The sequence below is a fragment of the Longimicrobiaceae bacterium genome (assembly GCA_035936415.1).
Taxonomy (GTDB): domain Bacteria; phylum Gemmatimonadota; class Gemmatimonadetes; order Longimicrobiales; family Longimicrobiaceae; genus JAFAYN01.
The window spans coordinates 1-13,328 of sequence record DASYWD010000299.1 but is presented as its reverse complement, the minus strand read 5'-3'; the positions used below and the strand labels follow the sequence as shown (position 1 = coordinate 13,328).

The window sequence follows — 13,328 nt, the reverse complement described above, 5'->3', positions numbered from 1 at the left end:
TATCATGGCCGCGTGAAGGCATTTGCAGAGGGCGCCCGCGAGGGCGGACTCGAGTTCTAGGGGGAGCAATGGCACAACAGGGAGGCGGACGGGGCCCAGGTGGCGGTCGCAGCGGCGGGCCAGGAGGCCGGTCTGGTCAGGGCGGCGAGGGCCGCGGTCGCGGCGGTGACCGCGGAGGCCGCGGCGGCAACGAGCGCCGCGAGTCGGACCTCAAGGAGAACGTGATCCACATCAACCGCGTCGCCAAGGTCGTGAAGGGCGGGCGCCGGTTCTCCTTCACCGCGCTCGTCGCCGTCGGCGACCAGCAGGGGAAGGTGGGCGTGGGCACCGGTAAGGCGAACGAGGTTTCCGAGGCGGTCCGCAAGGCGATCGACTCGGCCCGGCGCGCCATGGTGAAGGTGCCGATCGTGCGTGGCACGCTCCCGCACGACATCGTCGGGCACGCGGGTGCCGGCAGGGTGCTCCTGCGTCCCGCCGCCCCGGGCACCGGCGTGATCGCCGGCGGCGCGGTGCGCGCGGTGCTGGAGTGCGTCGGGGTCCACGACATCCTGACCAAGAGCCTCGGGTCCAACAACCCGTTCAACATGGTGCACGCCACCATGGACGCGCTGACCCACCTGACCACCCGGGAGCAGATCGCGCTGGAGCGCGGCATCCCCGTGGAAGCGCTGGGAGGTGCCCGTGGCTAAGATCAAGATCACGCAGACCAAGAGCGGCCTCGGCGCGCCGGAGAAGCACCGGAACACGCTGCAGGCGCTCGGACTGAAGCATCAGCGCTCGGTGGTGCAGGAGGACAACCCCGCGATCCGCGGGATGGTCTTCCAGGTTCGCCACCTCGTCAAGGTGACCGAAGTGGAAGGGCAGGAGACCAATGGCTGAGCTGAACAACCTCCGTCGGCCCGAGGGGTCGCACCGGGACCGGAAGCGCGTGGGACGCGGCCCCGGCTCCGGGAAGGGGAAGACCGCCGGGTACGGCCACAAGGGCTCCAAGGCCCGCGCCGGCCACCACGGCCCCGGCGGCAGCAAGCCGGCATTCGAGGGCGGGCAGATGCCGCTGCAGCGGCGTCTCCCGAAGCGCGGCTTCCGTCCGCTCGACCGCGTCGAGTACCAGGTGGTGAACCTGTACCAGCTGGAGGAGAGCGGCGAGGCCGACTTCACCCCCGAGCTCCTCAAGGAGCGCGGGCTGATCGGGCATGCGCGCCGCCCGGTCAAGATCCTGGGCACCGGGGACCTGACCCGGAAGATCACGGTTTCCGCGCACGCGTTCAGCAAGTCGGCGCGTGAGAAGATCGAGGGTCTCGGCGGGCAGATCCAGGAGATCGACTGACCATGGCAAATCCCGTCGCGACCCTGTTCCGGATCCCGGAGGTGAAGGACAAGATCCTCTTCACCCTCCTGGCTCTGGCGATCTACCGCGTCGGCGCCCACATCGCGGCGCCGGGGATCGACGTGGAGGCCCTCCGGGCGTTCACGGGTCAGCTGCAGGGGACGGTGTTCGGGATTTACGACATGTTCGTCGGGGGCGGGCTCTCGAAGGCCACGGTGTTCGCCCTCGGCATCATGCCCTACATCTCGGCCAGCATCATGTTCCAGCTGCTGGCCGCGGTGTTCCCGACCATCGAGAAGATGCAGAAGGAGGGGGAGGAGGGGCGGAAGCGGCTTACGCAGTACACCCGCTACGCCACCGTCGGCCTCTCCATCGTCCAGGCATACGGCTACTCCGTCTTCCTGGAGGGGATCCAGGGGGCGGTGGTGAGTCCGGGCTGGGGGTTCAAGCTCACGATGATCCTCACCCTGGTCACGGGTGCGGTGTTCATCATGTGGCTGGGCGAGCAGATCACGGAGCGCGGGATCGGGAACGGGATGAGCCTGCTCATCTTCTTCTCCATCATCGAGAGCCTCCCGACGGCGCTGTACGAGACGTACCGTCTGGTGAGCCTGGGCGAGGTCTCGGCGGTTGCGCTGGTGATGCTCCTCGTGGTGATGGTGCTGGTGATCGCGGCGACGGTCGCCATCACGCTGGCGGCGCGGAAGATCCCGGTCCAGATCCCCCGGAAGGTGATGGGGAAGGGGCGCATCCGCGAGGGGCAGAAGTCGTTCGTCCCGCTCCGCATCAACTCGGCGGGCGTGATGCCGATCATCTTCGCCCAGTCCATCGTGATCGTGCCGAGCACGCTCAGCACCTTCTCGAACAACGAGGCGATCCGGACGTTCGCGAACTGGTTCCAGTTCGGGACCTGGCCGTACGAGATCACCTTCGGGCTGCTGATCATCTTCTTCACGTACTTCTACACGGCGATCATCTTCAACCCGGTCGACCTGGCGGAGAACCTGAAGAAGCAGGGCGCCTTCGTGCCCGGAGTGAAGCCCGGTGCCCGGACCGCGGAGTACATCGACCGCGTCCTCACCCGGATCACGCTGCCGGGCTCGCTCTTCCTCGCGGCGATCGCGATCATCCCGGGGCTCCTGCTGAACGCGGTGGGCGTGCCCTTCCTGGGGACCGTCCTCGGCGGCACCGGGCTGCTGATCATGGTGGGTGTCGCGCTCGACACCGTCCAGCAGATGCAGCAGCACCTCCTGCTGCGCCGGTACGACGGCTTCATGCGCAAGGGGCGGGTGAAGCTGCGCGGCCGCACCCGCTTCATGTGAGCCGGGCATGGACCTGATCCTGCTGGGCGCACCGGGCGCGGGGAAAGGGACGCAGGGGGCGCTCCTGGCCGAGAAGCTCGGGATCCCGAAGATCGCCACCGGAGACATGCTCCGGGAGGCGGTGCGCGACGGGACCGAGCTGGGCCGCGAAGCCAGGCGCTTCATGGACGCCGGGGAGCTCGTCCCCGACGAGGTGATCCTTGGGATGGTGCGGGAGCGGCTCTCGCAGCCGGACGCCGCCGGGGGCGCCATCTTCGACGGCTACCCGCGCAACGCGGCCCAGGCGAAGAGCCTGGACCGCATGCTCGGGGAGCTGGATCGCTCGATCGACGCGGTGGTCTCCATAGAGGTGCCGGAGGACGCGATCGTCCGGCGGATGACGGGCCGCCGCACCGACCCGGAGACCGGGCGCGTGTACCACGTGGAGCACAACCCCCCGCCGGCGGGGGTCGCCGACCGGTGCGTGCAGCGCGAGGACGACCGTGAGGAAACGGTCCGGCACCGCCTCCAGGTGTACCGGACCACCACCGAGCCGCTGGTCGCGTACTACCGCGAATCGGGCGTCCCGCTCCACGCAGTCGACGGCGACCGTCCGATCGAGCAGGTACAGGGCGAGATCCTGGAGCTGCTCGGCAGGGACGCCGCGGCGCGTTCCTGACCCCGGGAGGGGTTGCGGGACCGCGCGGAATGGCGTACATTTCAAGGCTCCAGTTTAATTACGACCAGAGAGGCGACGATGAAGGTCCGCGCGAGTGTTAAGCCGATCTGTGAGCACTGCAAGGTGATCCGGCGGCGTGGCGTTGTTCGCATCATCTGCAAGAAGAACCCGCGCCACAAGCAGCGCCAGGGTTAATCCACAGGTCCGGCACTTTCAGGAGGCACGATGGCTCGTATCGCCGGGGTCGACCTTCCGCGCGAGAAGCGGATCGAGATCGGCCTGACGTACATCTTCGGGATCGGTCGCTCGACGTCGCAGAAGATCCTCGCCGAGGCGGGCGTGAACCCGGACACCCGGGTGCATGCGCTGAACGACGAGGACGTCAACCGCCTGCGCCGGATCATCGACACCCGGATCCGGGTGGAGGGCGCGCTCCGTTCGGAGATCGCCCGCAACATCAAGCGGCTGATGGACATCGGTTCGTACCGCGGGCTTCGTCACCGGCGGGGTCTCCCCGTCCGCGGCCAGCGTACGCACACCAACGCCCGGACCAAGAAGGGTCCGCGCCGCGCCATCGCCGGCAAGAAGAAGCCCGGCAAGAAGTAAGCGGTGTGCCGGGCGTCCGCGCCCGGCGATCACCCCGCCGCGTCCGCGGCGGGGAGCGGTACCTGAGTCGCGGTAGGCCGCGAGACACATTCCAGGAAGCGAGCGAATGGCGAAGCCGAAGCAGGGCGCGCGTCCGAAGGCGAAGCGCAACGTCGAGAGCGAGGGGGTCGCCCACGTGAAGGCGACCTTCAACAACACGATCGTCAACATCACCGACATGGCGGGGAACGCCGTCGTGTGGGGGAGCGCCGGGAAGGCGGGGTTCAAGGGCTCCAAGAAGTCCACCCCGTTCGCCGCCACCCTCGCCGCCGAGCAGGCCGCCAAGGAGGCGCTCAGCCTCGGCGTGCGCCGGGTGCACGTGTACGTGCAGGGCCCGGGCTCCGGGCGCGAGTCGGCGATCCAGGCCCTCGCGGCCGCGGGCCTCCAGATCCGCTCGATCCGCGACGTGACGCCGATCCCGCACAACGGCTGCCGTCCGCCGAAGAAGCGCCGCGTGTAGTTGGGGCACGGGAGCAGCAAACAGGGAACGGCCTGCAACTGCTGGCTGTTCCCTGTTCCCTGTAGTACCAGTGGTGTAAACCTCCGCGACCGTCGGGGGGAAGAAGCCGAAAGATCCAGATTCTCAGGAGAAAACGGTTCATGGCCCGTTACACCGGACCCGTCTGCAAGCTCTGCCGCCGCGAGGGGCAGAAGCTGTTCCTCAAGGGCACCAAGTGCTTCACCGAGAAGTGCCCCATCGAGCGCCGTCCGTACGCCCCCGGGCAGCACGGGCAGGCCGCGTCCCGCCGCCGCAAGGCGTCGGAGTACGCGCACCAGCTGCGCGAGAAGCAGAAGGTGAAGCGCATCTACGGCGTCTCCGAGAAGCCGTTCCGCACCCTTTTCGAGAAGGCCGCGCACCAGCCCGGCATCACCGGTGAGAACCTCCTGGTGGCCCTGGAGAGCCGTCTCGACAACATCGTGTACCGGATGGGGTTCGGATCCTCCCGCAAGGAGGCCCGCCAGATCATCCGCCACCGGCACGTGCAGGTGAACGGCCGCCTCGTGGACATCCCGAGCTTCCAGGTGGAACCGGGCGACGAGGTCCGGGTCGCGCCGAAGAGCAAGGACATCCTCCCGGTCCAGGCATCCCTGGCCGCCAAGACCAAGCCGACCACGGTCGGCTGGCTCGCGGTGGACGAGGGGACGCGGACCGGCCGGATGGTCGGGCGTCCGACCCGTGCGGACATCCCGCTCGCTGTCCAGGAGCAGTTGATCGTCGAGCTCTACAGCAAGTAAGCTGAAGACCGGATCCGGCGGCGGGGGCAGACGGCCCTCGCCGCTCGATCCGTCTTGTGCATCCCGAACTGATTCCGGAGGGATATAGTGGAACTCGATCTTACCGGCCTGCAGATGCCGGCACTGCCGGAGCAGCCGCGCACGGGGCAGATCGTGCTCCGGCCGCTGGAGCGGGGCTTCGGCCACACACTCGGCAACACCATGCGGCGGATTCTGCTGTCGAGCCTGCGCGGCGCGGCGGTCTGGGCTTTCCGCGCCGACGGCGTCCTGCACGAGCACCAGACGATCCCGGGCGTGGTGGAGGACGTGCACCAGATCATCCGCAACCTCAAGGCGCTCGTACTGCGGATGGACGAGGACGTGGAGGAGGCGGTCCTGGAGCTGCGCGCCAGCGAGGCGGGCGCCGTGACCGCGCGGAGCATTCGCTCGCACGCCTCGGTGCAGGTGATCAATCCCGATCACCACATCCTGGAGCTGCAGGACGACCGTGAGCTGCGCATCGAGCTGTACGTCAACAAGGGCCGCGGCTTCGTTTTGGCGGAGCAGCACGCGCTCCCGCGCGGGATGCCGGCCGACCTGGTCCGCATCGATGCGATCTACAACCCGGTGACGCGCGCCAACTTCGTGGTCGAGGAGACCCGCGTCGGCCAGCGCACCGACTTCGACCGGCTGGTCCTGGACGTGGAGACCAACGGCGCGGTCGACGTTCGCTCCGCGGTGCAGTACGCGTCACGGCTCGCCATCGAGCACTTCAGCTTCCTGGCGGGGGCGCGCCCCGAGTGGTCCGAGGCGCGGCAGTGGGGCTCAGATTCCGCCGGGGTCGCGGCGGTCGGGGGTGATGGCCGCACCGCGGTTCCGAGCCGTGTGAAGGACCTGCTCAGCCGGCCCATCGAGGACCTGACCGAGCTGAGCGTCCGGAGCCGGAACTCGCTCCAGAAAGAGAACATCCAGACAGTGCGCGACCTGGTCCAGCGGACCGAGTCGCAGATGCTGGGGATCGACAACTTCGGAAAGAAGTCGCTGCAGGAGATCAACGAGTTCCTGCTGGGCCAGGGCCTCCGCTTCGGGATCCGCTTCGAGGAGGGGGAGGACGGCAGCCTGTGGTGGGTGACCGAGCAGCCGGACGTCTCCGGAGAGGGACAGGACATCGGCGAGGAACAGACCGAAACGGATTCCGAGAAGGAGTAGTAGACATGCGTCATGCGAACAGGGGCCGGAAGCTCGGCCGGACCGCGGAGCACCGTGAGGCGCTGCTCCGCAATATGGCGATCAGCCTCTTCCGGCACGGCCGGATCAACACCACCACGGAGAAGGCGAAGGAGCTGCGGCCCTTCGCGGAGCGCCTGATCACGCTCGCGAAGCGCGGCGACCTGCACGCCCGGCGTCTCGCCGCCCGCGACATCGCGGACCGTGCGGTGCTCGTGCAGCTCTTCGACGCCATCGGCCCCCGCTTCGCGGAGCGGCCGGGCGGCTACACCCGCATCCTCAAGATCGGCCACCGCCGCGGCGACGGTGCGGAGCTGGCGCTGATCGAGCTGGTGGACCGCGGCTGAGCCGTCGCGGGCTCGCTGGACGAAGAGGGCCGGATCCCCCAGGGAATCCGGCCCTCTTCGCGTCCATCGCGGGCGGTGGAAAGAAAGCGGGGCCGCACGATCGGTTCGTGCGGCCCCGTCAGGCCTCGGCTGCCCTCGGGCGGCTCACCCCGCCTTGCGGATCTTGCCGGCGGAGATGCAGCTCGTGCAGACGCGGACGCGCTTGCGGGTCCCGTTGTCGGTCACGACGTGGGCGCTCTGCAGGTTGGGCAGCCAGCGCCGCTTGGTCTTGTTGTTCGCGTGGCTGACGTTGTTCCCGCTGCGCGGGCCCTTGCCACAGACGGCGCAGAAGCCGGCCATCGGTATCTCCTGGAATCATGGGTCGATTGTACGACAAGACCCTGAATTTACCGGTGTCTTCAGGATCGGTCAAGCCTTGTGCCGGCCGAACTCGCGTTGACAGCGCTCCCGGGCAGGGATAGGTTTTCGGATTGCTCCGGCGCCGGCCGGGAGGACAGGGACCGTACCGAAACAGGGAAGTATGAAGACCGCGCTGATCACGGGAATCACGGGCCAGGACGGGAGCTACCTGGCGGAGTTCCTTCTCGAAAAGGGCTACCGGGTCTTCGGCCTGGTCCGGCGCAGCTCGACGCTGAACTTCGAGCGGATCCACCACATCCAGGACAGTGTCGAGCTCATCTCCGGCGACCTGACGGACCAGAACTCTCTGCTCTACGCCCTGCAGCAGGCCCGCCCCGACGAGGTGTACAACCTCGCCGCGCAGTCTTTCGTGCAGACCTCCTGGACCCAGCCGGTGCTCACCGGTGACGTGACGGCGCTCGGTGTTACGCGCATGCTCGAGGCGATCCGGGTGTATGGCACGGGGGTGCGCTTCTACCAGGCGTCCTCCAGCGAGATGTTCGGCAAGGTGCAGGCGGTCCCGCAGAAGGAGGACACGCCCCTCTACCCGCGCTCTCCGTACGGGGTCGCGAAGGTCTACGGGCACTGGGCGACGATCAACTACCGCGAGAGCTACGACATGTTCGCGGTCAGCGGGATCCTCTTCAACCACGAGTCTCCACGGCGCGGTCTGGAGTTCGTGACCCGCAAGGTCACGGACGCGGCTGCCCGGATCAAGCTGGGGATGGCGAAGGAGCTTCGCCTGGGGAACCTGGATGCCCGCCGCGACTGGGGATTCGCGGGCGACTACGTGCAGGCCATGTGGCTCATGCTGCAGCAGGACCAGCCGGACGACTTCGTAATTGCGACGGGTGAGACCTGGAGCGTGCGGGACCTGGTGGAGGCCGCCTTCTCGCACGTCGAGCTGGACTGGCAGGAGTTCGTGGTCCAGGACCCGCGATTCATGCGTCCGGCGGAGGTCGACCTCCTGGTCGGCGATCCCGAGAAGGCGCGCGTTGCCCTCGGCTGGGAGCCGGAGGTGGGCTTCCACGAGCTGGTCCGCATGATGGTGGATGCCGACCTCGCCCGGCTGCAGGGCGGGCGCTGACCCAGGTGCGGACCCTCGTCACGGGCGCCGGCGGGTTCGTCGGACAGCATCTGCTCCGGGAGCTGCTGGCCGCCGGATATTCCGTCTTCGGGGGGACGCAGGACGGCGCTCCCGTCGCCGGGGGAACGCTGTCCCGGGCCGAGGTGGAGGGTGTGCGCTGGGTGGCGCTCGACGTGACATCCACGGAGTCGCTGGCCGCCGCCGTGGCGGACGCGGAGCCGGACCACGTCTATCACCTGGCGGGACAGAGCTCGGTCGCGCGGTCGTTCTCACAACCCATGGAGACGTGGGACGTGAACGCGACCGGGACGCTCCGCCTCACCTCCGCCCTGGCCGACGCGGGGCTCCGGGATACGCGGGTCCTCCTCGCCAGCTCGGCGGAGGTGTACGGGCGCGTTCCGGAGGCGGAGCAGCCGATCCGCGAGGATCGGCCGCTCAACCCGGCCAGCCCGTACGCCGCCTCCAAGGCCGCGGCGGAGATGGTGGCCCGGCAGGCGAGTGCCAGCGCCGGCCCCGCGGTGGTGATCGCGAGGAGCTTCGTGCACACCGGCCCGGGCCAGGACGGCCGCTTCGCGATCCCCAGCTTCGCCCACCAGCTCGCGGGGGTCCGGGCCGGCCGCAACGAGCCCACGCTCCGCGTGGGGAACCTGTCCGTGCGCCGGGACGTTCTCGACGTGAGAGACGTGGTGCGTGCCTACCGGTGCCTGGTGGAGCGCGGCGCGCCGGGGGAGGTGTACAACGTCTGCTCGGGTGAAGCGCATGAGCTGCGCGGGTTGGTGGAGGAGATGATCGAGCTGTCGGGGACGGGGGCGCGGATCGAGACCGACCCGGAGCGGTTTCGTCCCGTGGACCTGCCGCTGCTGGTGGGCGACGGGGGCCGGCTCCGCGCGCTCGGGTGGAAGCCGGAGATCCCGCTGCGGGAGACCCTGTCGGACCTTCTGGCGGACGCGGAGCGGACATGACGGAGAGCGTCGCGGCTGCGCCGGGAACGGTGTACCTGGTGGGAGCGGGCCCCGGCGATCCGGGGCTCCTCACGGTCCGCGCCGCGGAGCTGCTCGCGCGCGCGGACGTGGTCGTGTACGACGCCCTGGTCAGCCCCGAGGTGCTCGACCGGTGTCCGGCGGACACCGAGCGCGTCTACGTCGGCAAGCGCGGCGGCGAGCACTCGCGGACACAGGAGGAGATCAACGCACTCCTGGTGGAGCTCGGAGGGCGGCACGAGGCGGTGGTGCGGCTCAAGGGCGGCGACCCCTTCGTCTTCGGGCGGGGCGGGGAAGAGGCGCTGGCGCTCGTGGACGCGGGAATCCCCTTCGAGGTGGTCCCCGGCGTCACGGCCGGCGTCGCCGCCCCGGCGTACGCCGGGATCCCGGTGACACACCGCGGGATCACGTCCAGCGTCGCGTTCGCGACGGGGCACGAGGATCCGGTCAAGGCGGATAGCGACCTGGACTGGGAGCAGCTGGGGCGCGGGGTGGGGACGGTGGTCTTCTACATGGGCGTAGGGAAGATGGCGGCGAACTTCGGCCGTCTGGTGGCCGCGGGCCGGTCGCCGGACACGCCCGCGGCCGCGGTGGAGTGGGGGACGTACCCGCGCCAGCGGGTGGTGGCGGGGACGCTCCGCGACCTCCCCGGCCGGGTCGCGGAGGCGGGAATGGGCGCGCCCGCCATCGTCGTGGTCGGCGACGTGGTGGGACTGCGGGAGCGCCTCGCCTGGTTCGAGGCCCGACCGCTCTTCGGGAAGCGGATCGTGGTGACGCGCGCCCGCGCCCAGGCGAGCGGCTTCGCCGCCGCGCTGCAGGCGCTCGGGGCGGAGGTGGTGCAGTTCCCCACCATCCGCATCGTCGACGCGCCGGATCCCGAGCCGCTCCTCCGCGCCGCCGCCGAGGCGGACCGCTTCGACTGGATCGTCTTCACCAGCGTGAACGGCGTCGCACGCTTCTGGTCCGCCCTCCGGGAAACCGGACGGGACACGCGCGCCCTGGCGGGCGTGTCGCTCTGCGCGATCGGCCCCGCGACCGCGGCGGCCATCGAGATGGAGGGCGCCCGCCCCGACCTGGTGCCGGAGCGCTTCGTGGCCGAGTCGGTCGTGGAGGCGCTGGAAGACGAGACCGAGCTGCGCGGGAGCCGCATCCTCCTCGCACGGGCGGAAACGGCGCGCTCCGTCCTCCCCGACTCGCTCCGTGAGCGGGGGGCGGAGGTGGTGGAGGTCGTGGCGTACCGGACGGTTCCGGACGGCGCCGAGGCGGACCACCTCCGGGCGCGCCTCCGCGCGGGCGACATCGACCTGGTGACCTTCACTGCCAGCTCGACGGTGCGCAACTACGTGGACGTGCTGGGTCCCGAGGTAGGGCGCGCGGAGGTGGCCTCCATCGGACCCATCACCTCCGCAACGGCGCGCGAGCTGGGGCTCCCTGTCCAGGTGGAGGCGGCGGAGTACACCATCCCGGGGCTGGTCCGCGCCATCCGCGAGCGCTTCCGGGGAGCAGCCCGGTGAGGGCGGTTCCGTGGATGTGGACCCTGGCGGGCGCCCTGGCGTCCGCCTTCCTGCTCTGCCTCCCCGCGCCCGGGGCCGCGCAGGAGTCCGCCGAGGCGGACCGGGCGACGGTTCCCGCGGCGTCTCCTCCGCTCCCGGGGGACCACTGGGCGGTCCAGGCGGCTGCACGCGCTGAAGCCCTGGGCCTCGCGCCGGGCTACCTCCCCGCCCAGCGCTCGGTACCGCGGGCGGCGGTGGGAGAAGCGCTGCGCCGGGCGGCGCTCGCCGCGCCGCCTCGCGGACAGGAGCTGGCGCGCCTCACCCAGGGGTGGCTGGACCGCTTTCTGGAGGAGTTCCCGGAGGCCTCCGATTCGGCATCGGCCTCCGGGCTGCTCGGGAGCCACGCGGGAGCGGGGTACGAGCGGCGGACGGGCGTCGTCGCGCCGGGCGCGGGGTTGTTCGACGGGCGCACCGGCGTGTCTCCCCTGGCGGACCGCGGCACAGCCGTCGGTCACGCGGTCCTCGCCGGGCGGCTCGGGGGCTCCCTGGCTGGGGCCGCGGAGCCCCGCCTCGACGACGACGGAGTGCGCCTCCCCCGCTGGGACGTGGTGGCGGGGTGGGGTCCGGTCGCGCTCTCCGTCGGAGAGCAGCCGGTGGGGTACGGGTCGGGCGCGGGCGGGGGGATCGTCCTCTCCGGGGCCGCGACCTTGCCGCGCCTGGAGGTCCAGACCGCGCGGCCCGTCGTCTTCCCCGGCCTCCTCCGCGCGCTGGGAACGGCCTCGTTCCACAGCTTCGTCACCCGGCTGGATGAGCCGCGGCACCCGGGGGACCCCTACCTCTGGGGGGCACGCTTCGCCCTTCAGCCGCATCCGCGCCTCACCGTGGGAGTGAACCGCGCCTCCATCTTCGGCGGCGACAGCATCGCAACCCCGACTACGGCGGGCAACGTGGGGCGCATGCTGCTCGGGATGCTCTCCGCCGACTTCGAGAACCAGGTGGTCGCGGCGGACTTCCGCTACCGGCTGCCGACCGAGGCCGTCCTCCCGCTGACGCTCTACCTGGAATGGGGGGCGGACGACGCCGCCGGGGCCTGGTGGGACGTCCCCGCCCGGGTGCTGGGCGCCTACGTCGCGGCCGTGCCGGGGCTGGAGCGCGTGGCGGCGGGCGCGGAGTACGCTTCCTTCGCCACGCTCTGCTGCGGGAACCCCGGGTGGTACATGCACTCGGCGCAGCCCGGCGGGTGGGCCGCGGCCGACGTGCCGCTGGGGCACCCCCTCGGCGGTGAGGGGCGCGAGCTGCTGGTGTACTCGCACGCCGACCTGATGGACGCCCGCCTCCGCCTGGACGTCCGCGCCTTTCGCCGGGAGCGTGGGCGGGAGGGGTTCGACATGTTCGTGCGCGCCGGGAACCTGTTCGCCCCGGAGCGGGCCGGGACGAGCACCGGCCTCGCGCTCGCGGGGCTGTGGCGCGCCACCCGCCGCACCGAGATCCGCGCTGCCGCGCTCCGCGAGGCGGGGAGCGGGTGGCGGACGCACCTGCTGGACCTGAACGCATCCGTGCTCTTCTGATGGCATATCCCGAGAACCGCCCCCGCCGCCTCCGGCGGACCGGGGAGCTGCGCGCCTTCGTCCGCGAGACCGCCGTCTCGCCGGCGGACCTGATCCTTCCCCTCTTCGTCACGCCGGGCGAGGGGGTCCGGAACCCGGTCGGTTCGATGCCCGGTGTGGACCAGACCTCCGTGGACCAGCTGCTCCGCGACGCGGAGGAGGCGATGCGGCTGGGGATCCCCGCCGTGCTCCTCTTCGGAATCCCCGAGCACAAGGACGAGACCGGCTCCTCCGGCTACGACGAGCAGGGCGTGGTGCAGCGGGCGGTCCGCGCGCTCAAGCGCGAGATCCCCGAGATGCTGGTGGTCACCGACGTCTGTCTCTGCGAGTACACTTCGCACGGGCACTGCGGGGTGCTCCAGGGGGAGGAGGTGGACAACGACGCCACGCTCCCCCTCCTGGCGCGCATGGCTCTGTCCCACGCCGAGGCCGGCGCCGACGTGGTCGCCCCGTCCGACATGATGGACGGGAGGGTGGGCGCGATCCGTCAAGCTCTTGATGGAGCAGGATTTGCAGAGACGCCGATCCTCGCCTATTCCGCGAAGTTCGCTTCCGCGTTCTACGGCCCCTTCCGGGAGGCCGCGGAGAGCACGCCGCAGTTCGGCGACCGCCGCGCCTACCAGATGGACCCGGCCAACGCCCGGGAGGCTCTGCGCGAGGTCCGGGCGGACATCGAGGAGGGCGCCGACATGGTGATGGTCAAGCCGGCGCTCGCCTACCTGGACGTGATCCACCGGGTGCGGACGGAGACGGAGTACCCGGTCGTCGCCTACCACGTGTCGGGGGAGTACGCAATGGTCCTCGCCGCGGCCGAGCGGGGGTGGATCGACGGCGACCGGGCGATGCGGGAGGTGCTGACCTCCATCCGCCGGGCCGGCGCCGACCGGATCATCACCTACTACGCCCGCCAGTTCGCCCGGGGCGCCGCGTGAAGGTCGTGGTCACCGGCGCGGGCGGGATGCTCGCCCGGGCGCTGGTCCCCGCGCTGCGGGCCCGCGGCCACGAGGTCGCCGCGCTGGAC

General features: G+C 70.7%; 16 protein-coding genes and 1 pseudogene. 16 read left to right on the top strand and 1 reads right to left on the bottom strand.

Annotated elements, in window-relative coordinates; translation table 11 throughout:
• The first annotated feature begins 200 nt into the window (after positions 1-200).
• The 11 genes and pseudogenes from rpsE (at position 201) to rplQ (ending at position 6,741) form a co-directional block, all read left to right on the top strand.
• A pseudogene (rpsE, locus tag VGR37_12200) lies at positions 201-689 on the top strand (30S ribosomal protein S5).
• Positions 682-879: a 50S ribosomal protein L30 gene (gene rpmD, locus VGR37_12195; GenBank protein HEV2148156.1), complete on the top strand. Its 198-nt coding sequence runs from the start codon at positions 682-684 to the stop codon at positions 877-879. The pseudogene rpsE and the gene rpmD overlap by 8 nt, the downstream one beginning before the upstream one ends.
• Positions 872-1,327: a 50S ribosomal protein L15 gene (gene rplO / locus VGR37_12190; GenBank protein HEV2148155.1), complete on the top strand. Its 456-nt coding sequence runs from the start codon at positions 872-874 to the stop codon at positions 1,325-1,327. The genes rpmD and rplO overlap by 8 nt, the downstream gene beginning before the upstream one ends.
• 2 nt (positions 1,328-1,329) lie before the next feature.
• Complete coding sequence (gene secY / locus VGR37_12185) at positions 1,330-2,649, top strand: preprotein translocase subunit SecY (GenBank protein ID HEV2148154.1); 1,320 nt, start codon at positions 1,330-1,332, stop codon at positions 2,647-2,649.
• A gap of 7 nt (positions 2,650-2,656) precedes the next feature.
• Entirely contained in the window at positions 2,657-3,307 is a 651-nt protein-coding gene (locus VGR37_12180; GenBank protein HEV2148153.1) for an adenylate kinase, read from the top strand.
• Between the two features lie 78 nt (positions 3,308-3,385).
• Positions 3,386-3,502 (top strand): 50S ribosomal protein L36, encoded by a 117-nt coding sequence (gene rpmJ / locus VGR37_12175; protein HEV2148152.1) that lies wholly within the window; start codon positions 3,386-3,388, stop codon positions 3,500-3,502.
• 30 nt (positions 3,503-3,532) lie between these two features.
• Positions 3,533-3,913 carry a 30S ribosomal protein S13 gene (gene rpsM, locus VGR37_12170; protein ID HEV2148151.1) on the top strand — a complete coding sequence of 127 codons (381 nt, stop codon included), beginning with the start codon at positions 3,533-3,535 and terminating at the stop codon, positions 3,911-3,913.
• A gap of 106 nt (positions 3,914-4,019) precedes the next feature.
• Positions 4,020-4,412: a 30S ribosomal protein S11 gene (rpsK, locus tag VGR37_12165; protein ID HEV2148150.1), complete on the top strand. Its 393-nt coding sequence runs from the start codon at positions 4,020-4,022 to the stop codon at positions 4,410-4,412.
• Between the two features lie 140 nt (positions 4,413-4,552).
• A complete protein-coding gene (gene rpsD, locus VGR37_12160) occupies positions 4,553-5,188 on the top strand; it encodes a 30S ribosomal protein S4 (protein ID HEV2148149.1) in 636 nt (211 codons plus the stop codon).
• A gap of 87 nt (positions 5,189-5,275) precedes the next feature.
• The gene (locus tag VGR37_12155; protein HEV2148148.1) at positions 5,276-6,376 is read left to right on the top strand and encodes a DNA-directed RNA polymerase subunit alpha; all 1,101 of its coding nucleotides are present in this window, start codon (positions 5,276-5,278) and stop codon (positions 6,374-6,376) included.
• Between the two features lie 5 nt (positions 6,377-6,381).
• The gene (gene rplQ, locus VGR37_12150; protein ID HEV2148147.1) at positions 6,382-6,741 is read left to right on the top strand and encodes a 50S ribosomal protein L17; all 360 of its coding nucleotides are present in this window, start codon (positions 6,382-6,384) and stop codon (positions 6,739-6,741) included.
• A 144-nt stretch (positions 6,742-6,885) separates the two neighbouring features.
• Here rplQ and rpmB read toward each other — a convergent pair whose 3' ends face one another.
• Positions 6,886-7,080 carry a 50S ribosomal protein L28 gene (rpmB, locus tag VGR37_12145; GenBank protein HEV2148146.1) on the bottom strand — a complete coding sequence of 65 codons (195 nt, stop codon included), beginning with the start codon at positions 7,078-7,080 and terminating at the stop codon, positions 6,886-6,888.
• Positions 7,081-7,261: 181 nt separating this feature from the next.
• On the opposite strand from rpmB, the gene gmd reads away from it, so the two are divergent.
• From gmd to hemB, 5 genes are read left to right on the top strand one after another with little or no spacing between them, the layout of a single operon-like run.
• Complete coding sequence (gene gmd, locus VGR37_12140; GenBank protein HEV2148145.1) at positions 7,262-8,227, top strand: GDP-mannose 4,6-dehydratase; 966 nt, start codon at positions 7,262-7,264, stop codon at positions 8,225-8,227.
• A 5-nt stretch (positions 8,228-8,232) separates the two neighbouring features.
• Positions 8,233-9,189, top strand: coding sequence for a GDP-mannose 4,6-dehydratase (locus VGR37_12135; GenBank protein HEV2148144.1), 957 nt, complete (start codon positions 8,233-8,235; stop codon positions 9,187-9,189).
• Positions 9,186-10,721 (top strand): uroporphyrinogen-III C-methyltransferase, encoded by a 1,536-nt coding sequence (gene cobA, locus VGR37_12130; protein HEV2148143.1) that lies wholly within the window; start codon positions 9,186-9,188, stop codon positions 10,719-10,721. The genes VGR37_12135 and cobA overlap by 4 nt, the downstream gene beginning before the upstream one ends.
• Complete coding sequence (locus VGR37_12125; protein HEV2148142.1) at positions 10,718-12,268, top strand: capsule assembly Wzi family protein; 1,551 nt, start codon at positions 10,718-10,720, stop codon at positions 12,266-12,268. Before cobA ends, VGR37_12125 begins: the two co-directional genes overlap by 4 nt.
• Positions 12,268-13,239 carry a porphobilinogen synthase gene (gene hemB, locus VGR37_12120; GenBank protein HEV2148141.1) on the top strand — a complete coding sequence of 324 codons (972 nt, stop codon included), beginning with the start codon at positions 12,268-12,270 and terminating at the stop codon, positions 13,237-13,239. The genes VGR37_12125 and hemB overlap by 1 nt, the downstream gene beginning before the upstream one ends.
• The last annotated feature ends 89 nt before the right edge of the window (positions 13,240-13,328 follow it).

Coding starts and splice junctions, on each gene's coding strand:
- gmd (HEV2148145.1), top strand. CDS start 7,262: ATGAAGACCGCGCTGATCACGGGAATCACGGGCCAGGACGGGAGCTAC.
- cobA (HEV2148143.1), top strand. CDS start 9,186: ATGACGGAGAGCGTCGCGGCTGCGCCGGGAACGGTGTACCTGGTGGGA.
- rpsK (HEV2148150.1), top strand. CDS start 4,020: ATGGCGAAGCCGAAGCAGGGCGCGCGTCCGAAGGCGAAGCGCAACGTC.
- rplO (HEV2148155.1), top strand. CDS start 872: ATGGCTGAGCTGAACAACCTCCGTCGGCCCGAGGGGTCGCACCGGGAC.
- rpmJ (HEV2148152.1), top strand. CDS start 3,386: ATGAAGGTCCGCGCGAGTGTTAAGCCGATCTGTGAGCACTGCAAGGTG.
- rplQ (HEV2148147.1), top strand. CDS start 6,382: ATGCGTCATGCGAACAGGGGCCGGAAGCTCGGCCGGACCGCGGAGCAC.
- rpsD (HEV2148149.1), top strand. CDS start 4,553: ATGGCCCGTTACACCGGACCCGTCTGCAAGCTCTGCCGCCGCGAGGGG.
- VGR37_12180 (HEV2148153.1), top strand. CDS start 2,657: ATGGACCTGATCCTGCTGGGCGCACCGGGCGCGGGGAAAGGGACGCAG.
- hemB (HEV2148141.1), top strand. CDS start 12,268: ATGGCATATCCCGAGAACCGCCCCCGCCGCCTCCGGCGGACCGGGGAG.
- rpsM (HEV2148151.1), top strand. CDS start 3,533: ATGGCTCGTATCGCCGGGGTCGACCTTCCGCGCGAGAAGCGGATCGAG.
- secY (HEV2148154.1), top strand. CDS start 1,330: ATGGCAAATCCCGTCGCGACCCTGTTCCGGATCCCGGAGGTGAAGGAC.
- rpmB (HEV2148146.1), bottom strand. CDS start 7,080: ATGGCCGGCTTCTGCGCCGTCTGTGGCAAGGGCCCGCGCAGCGGGAAC.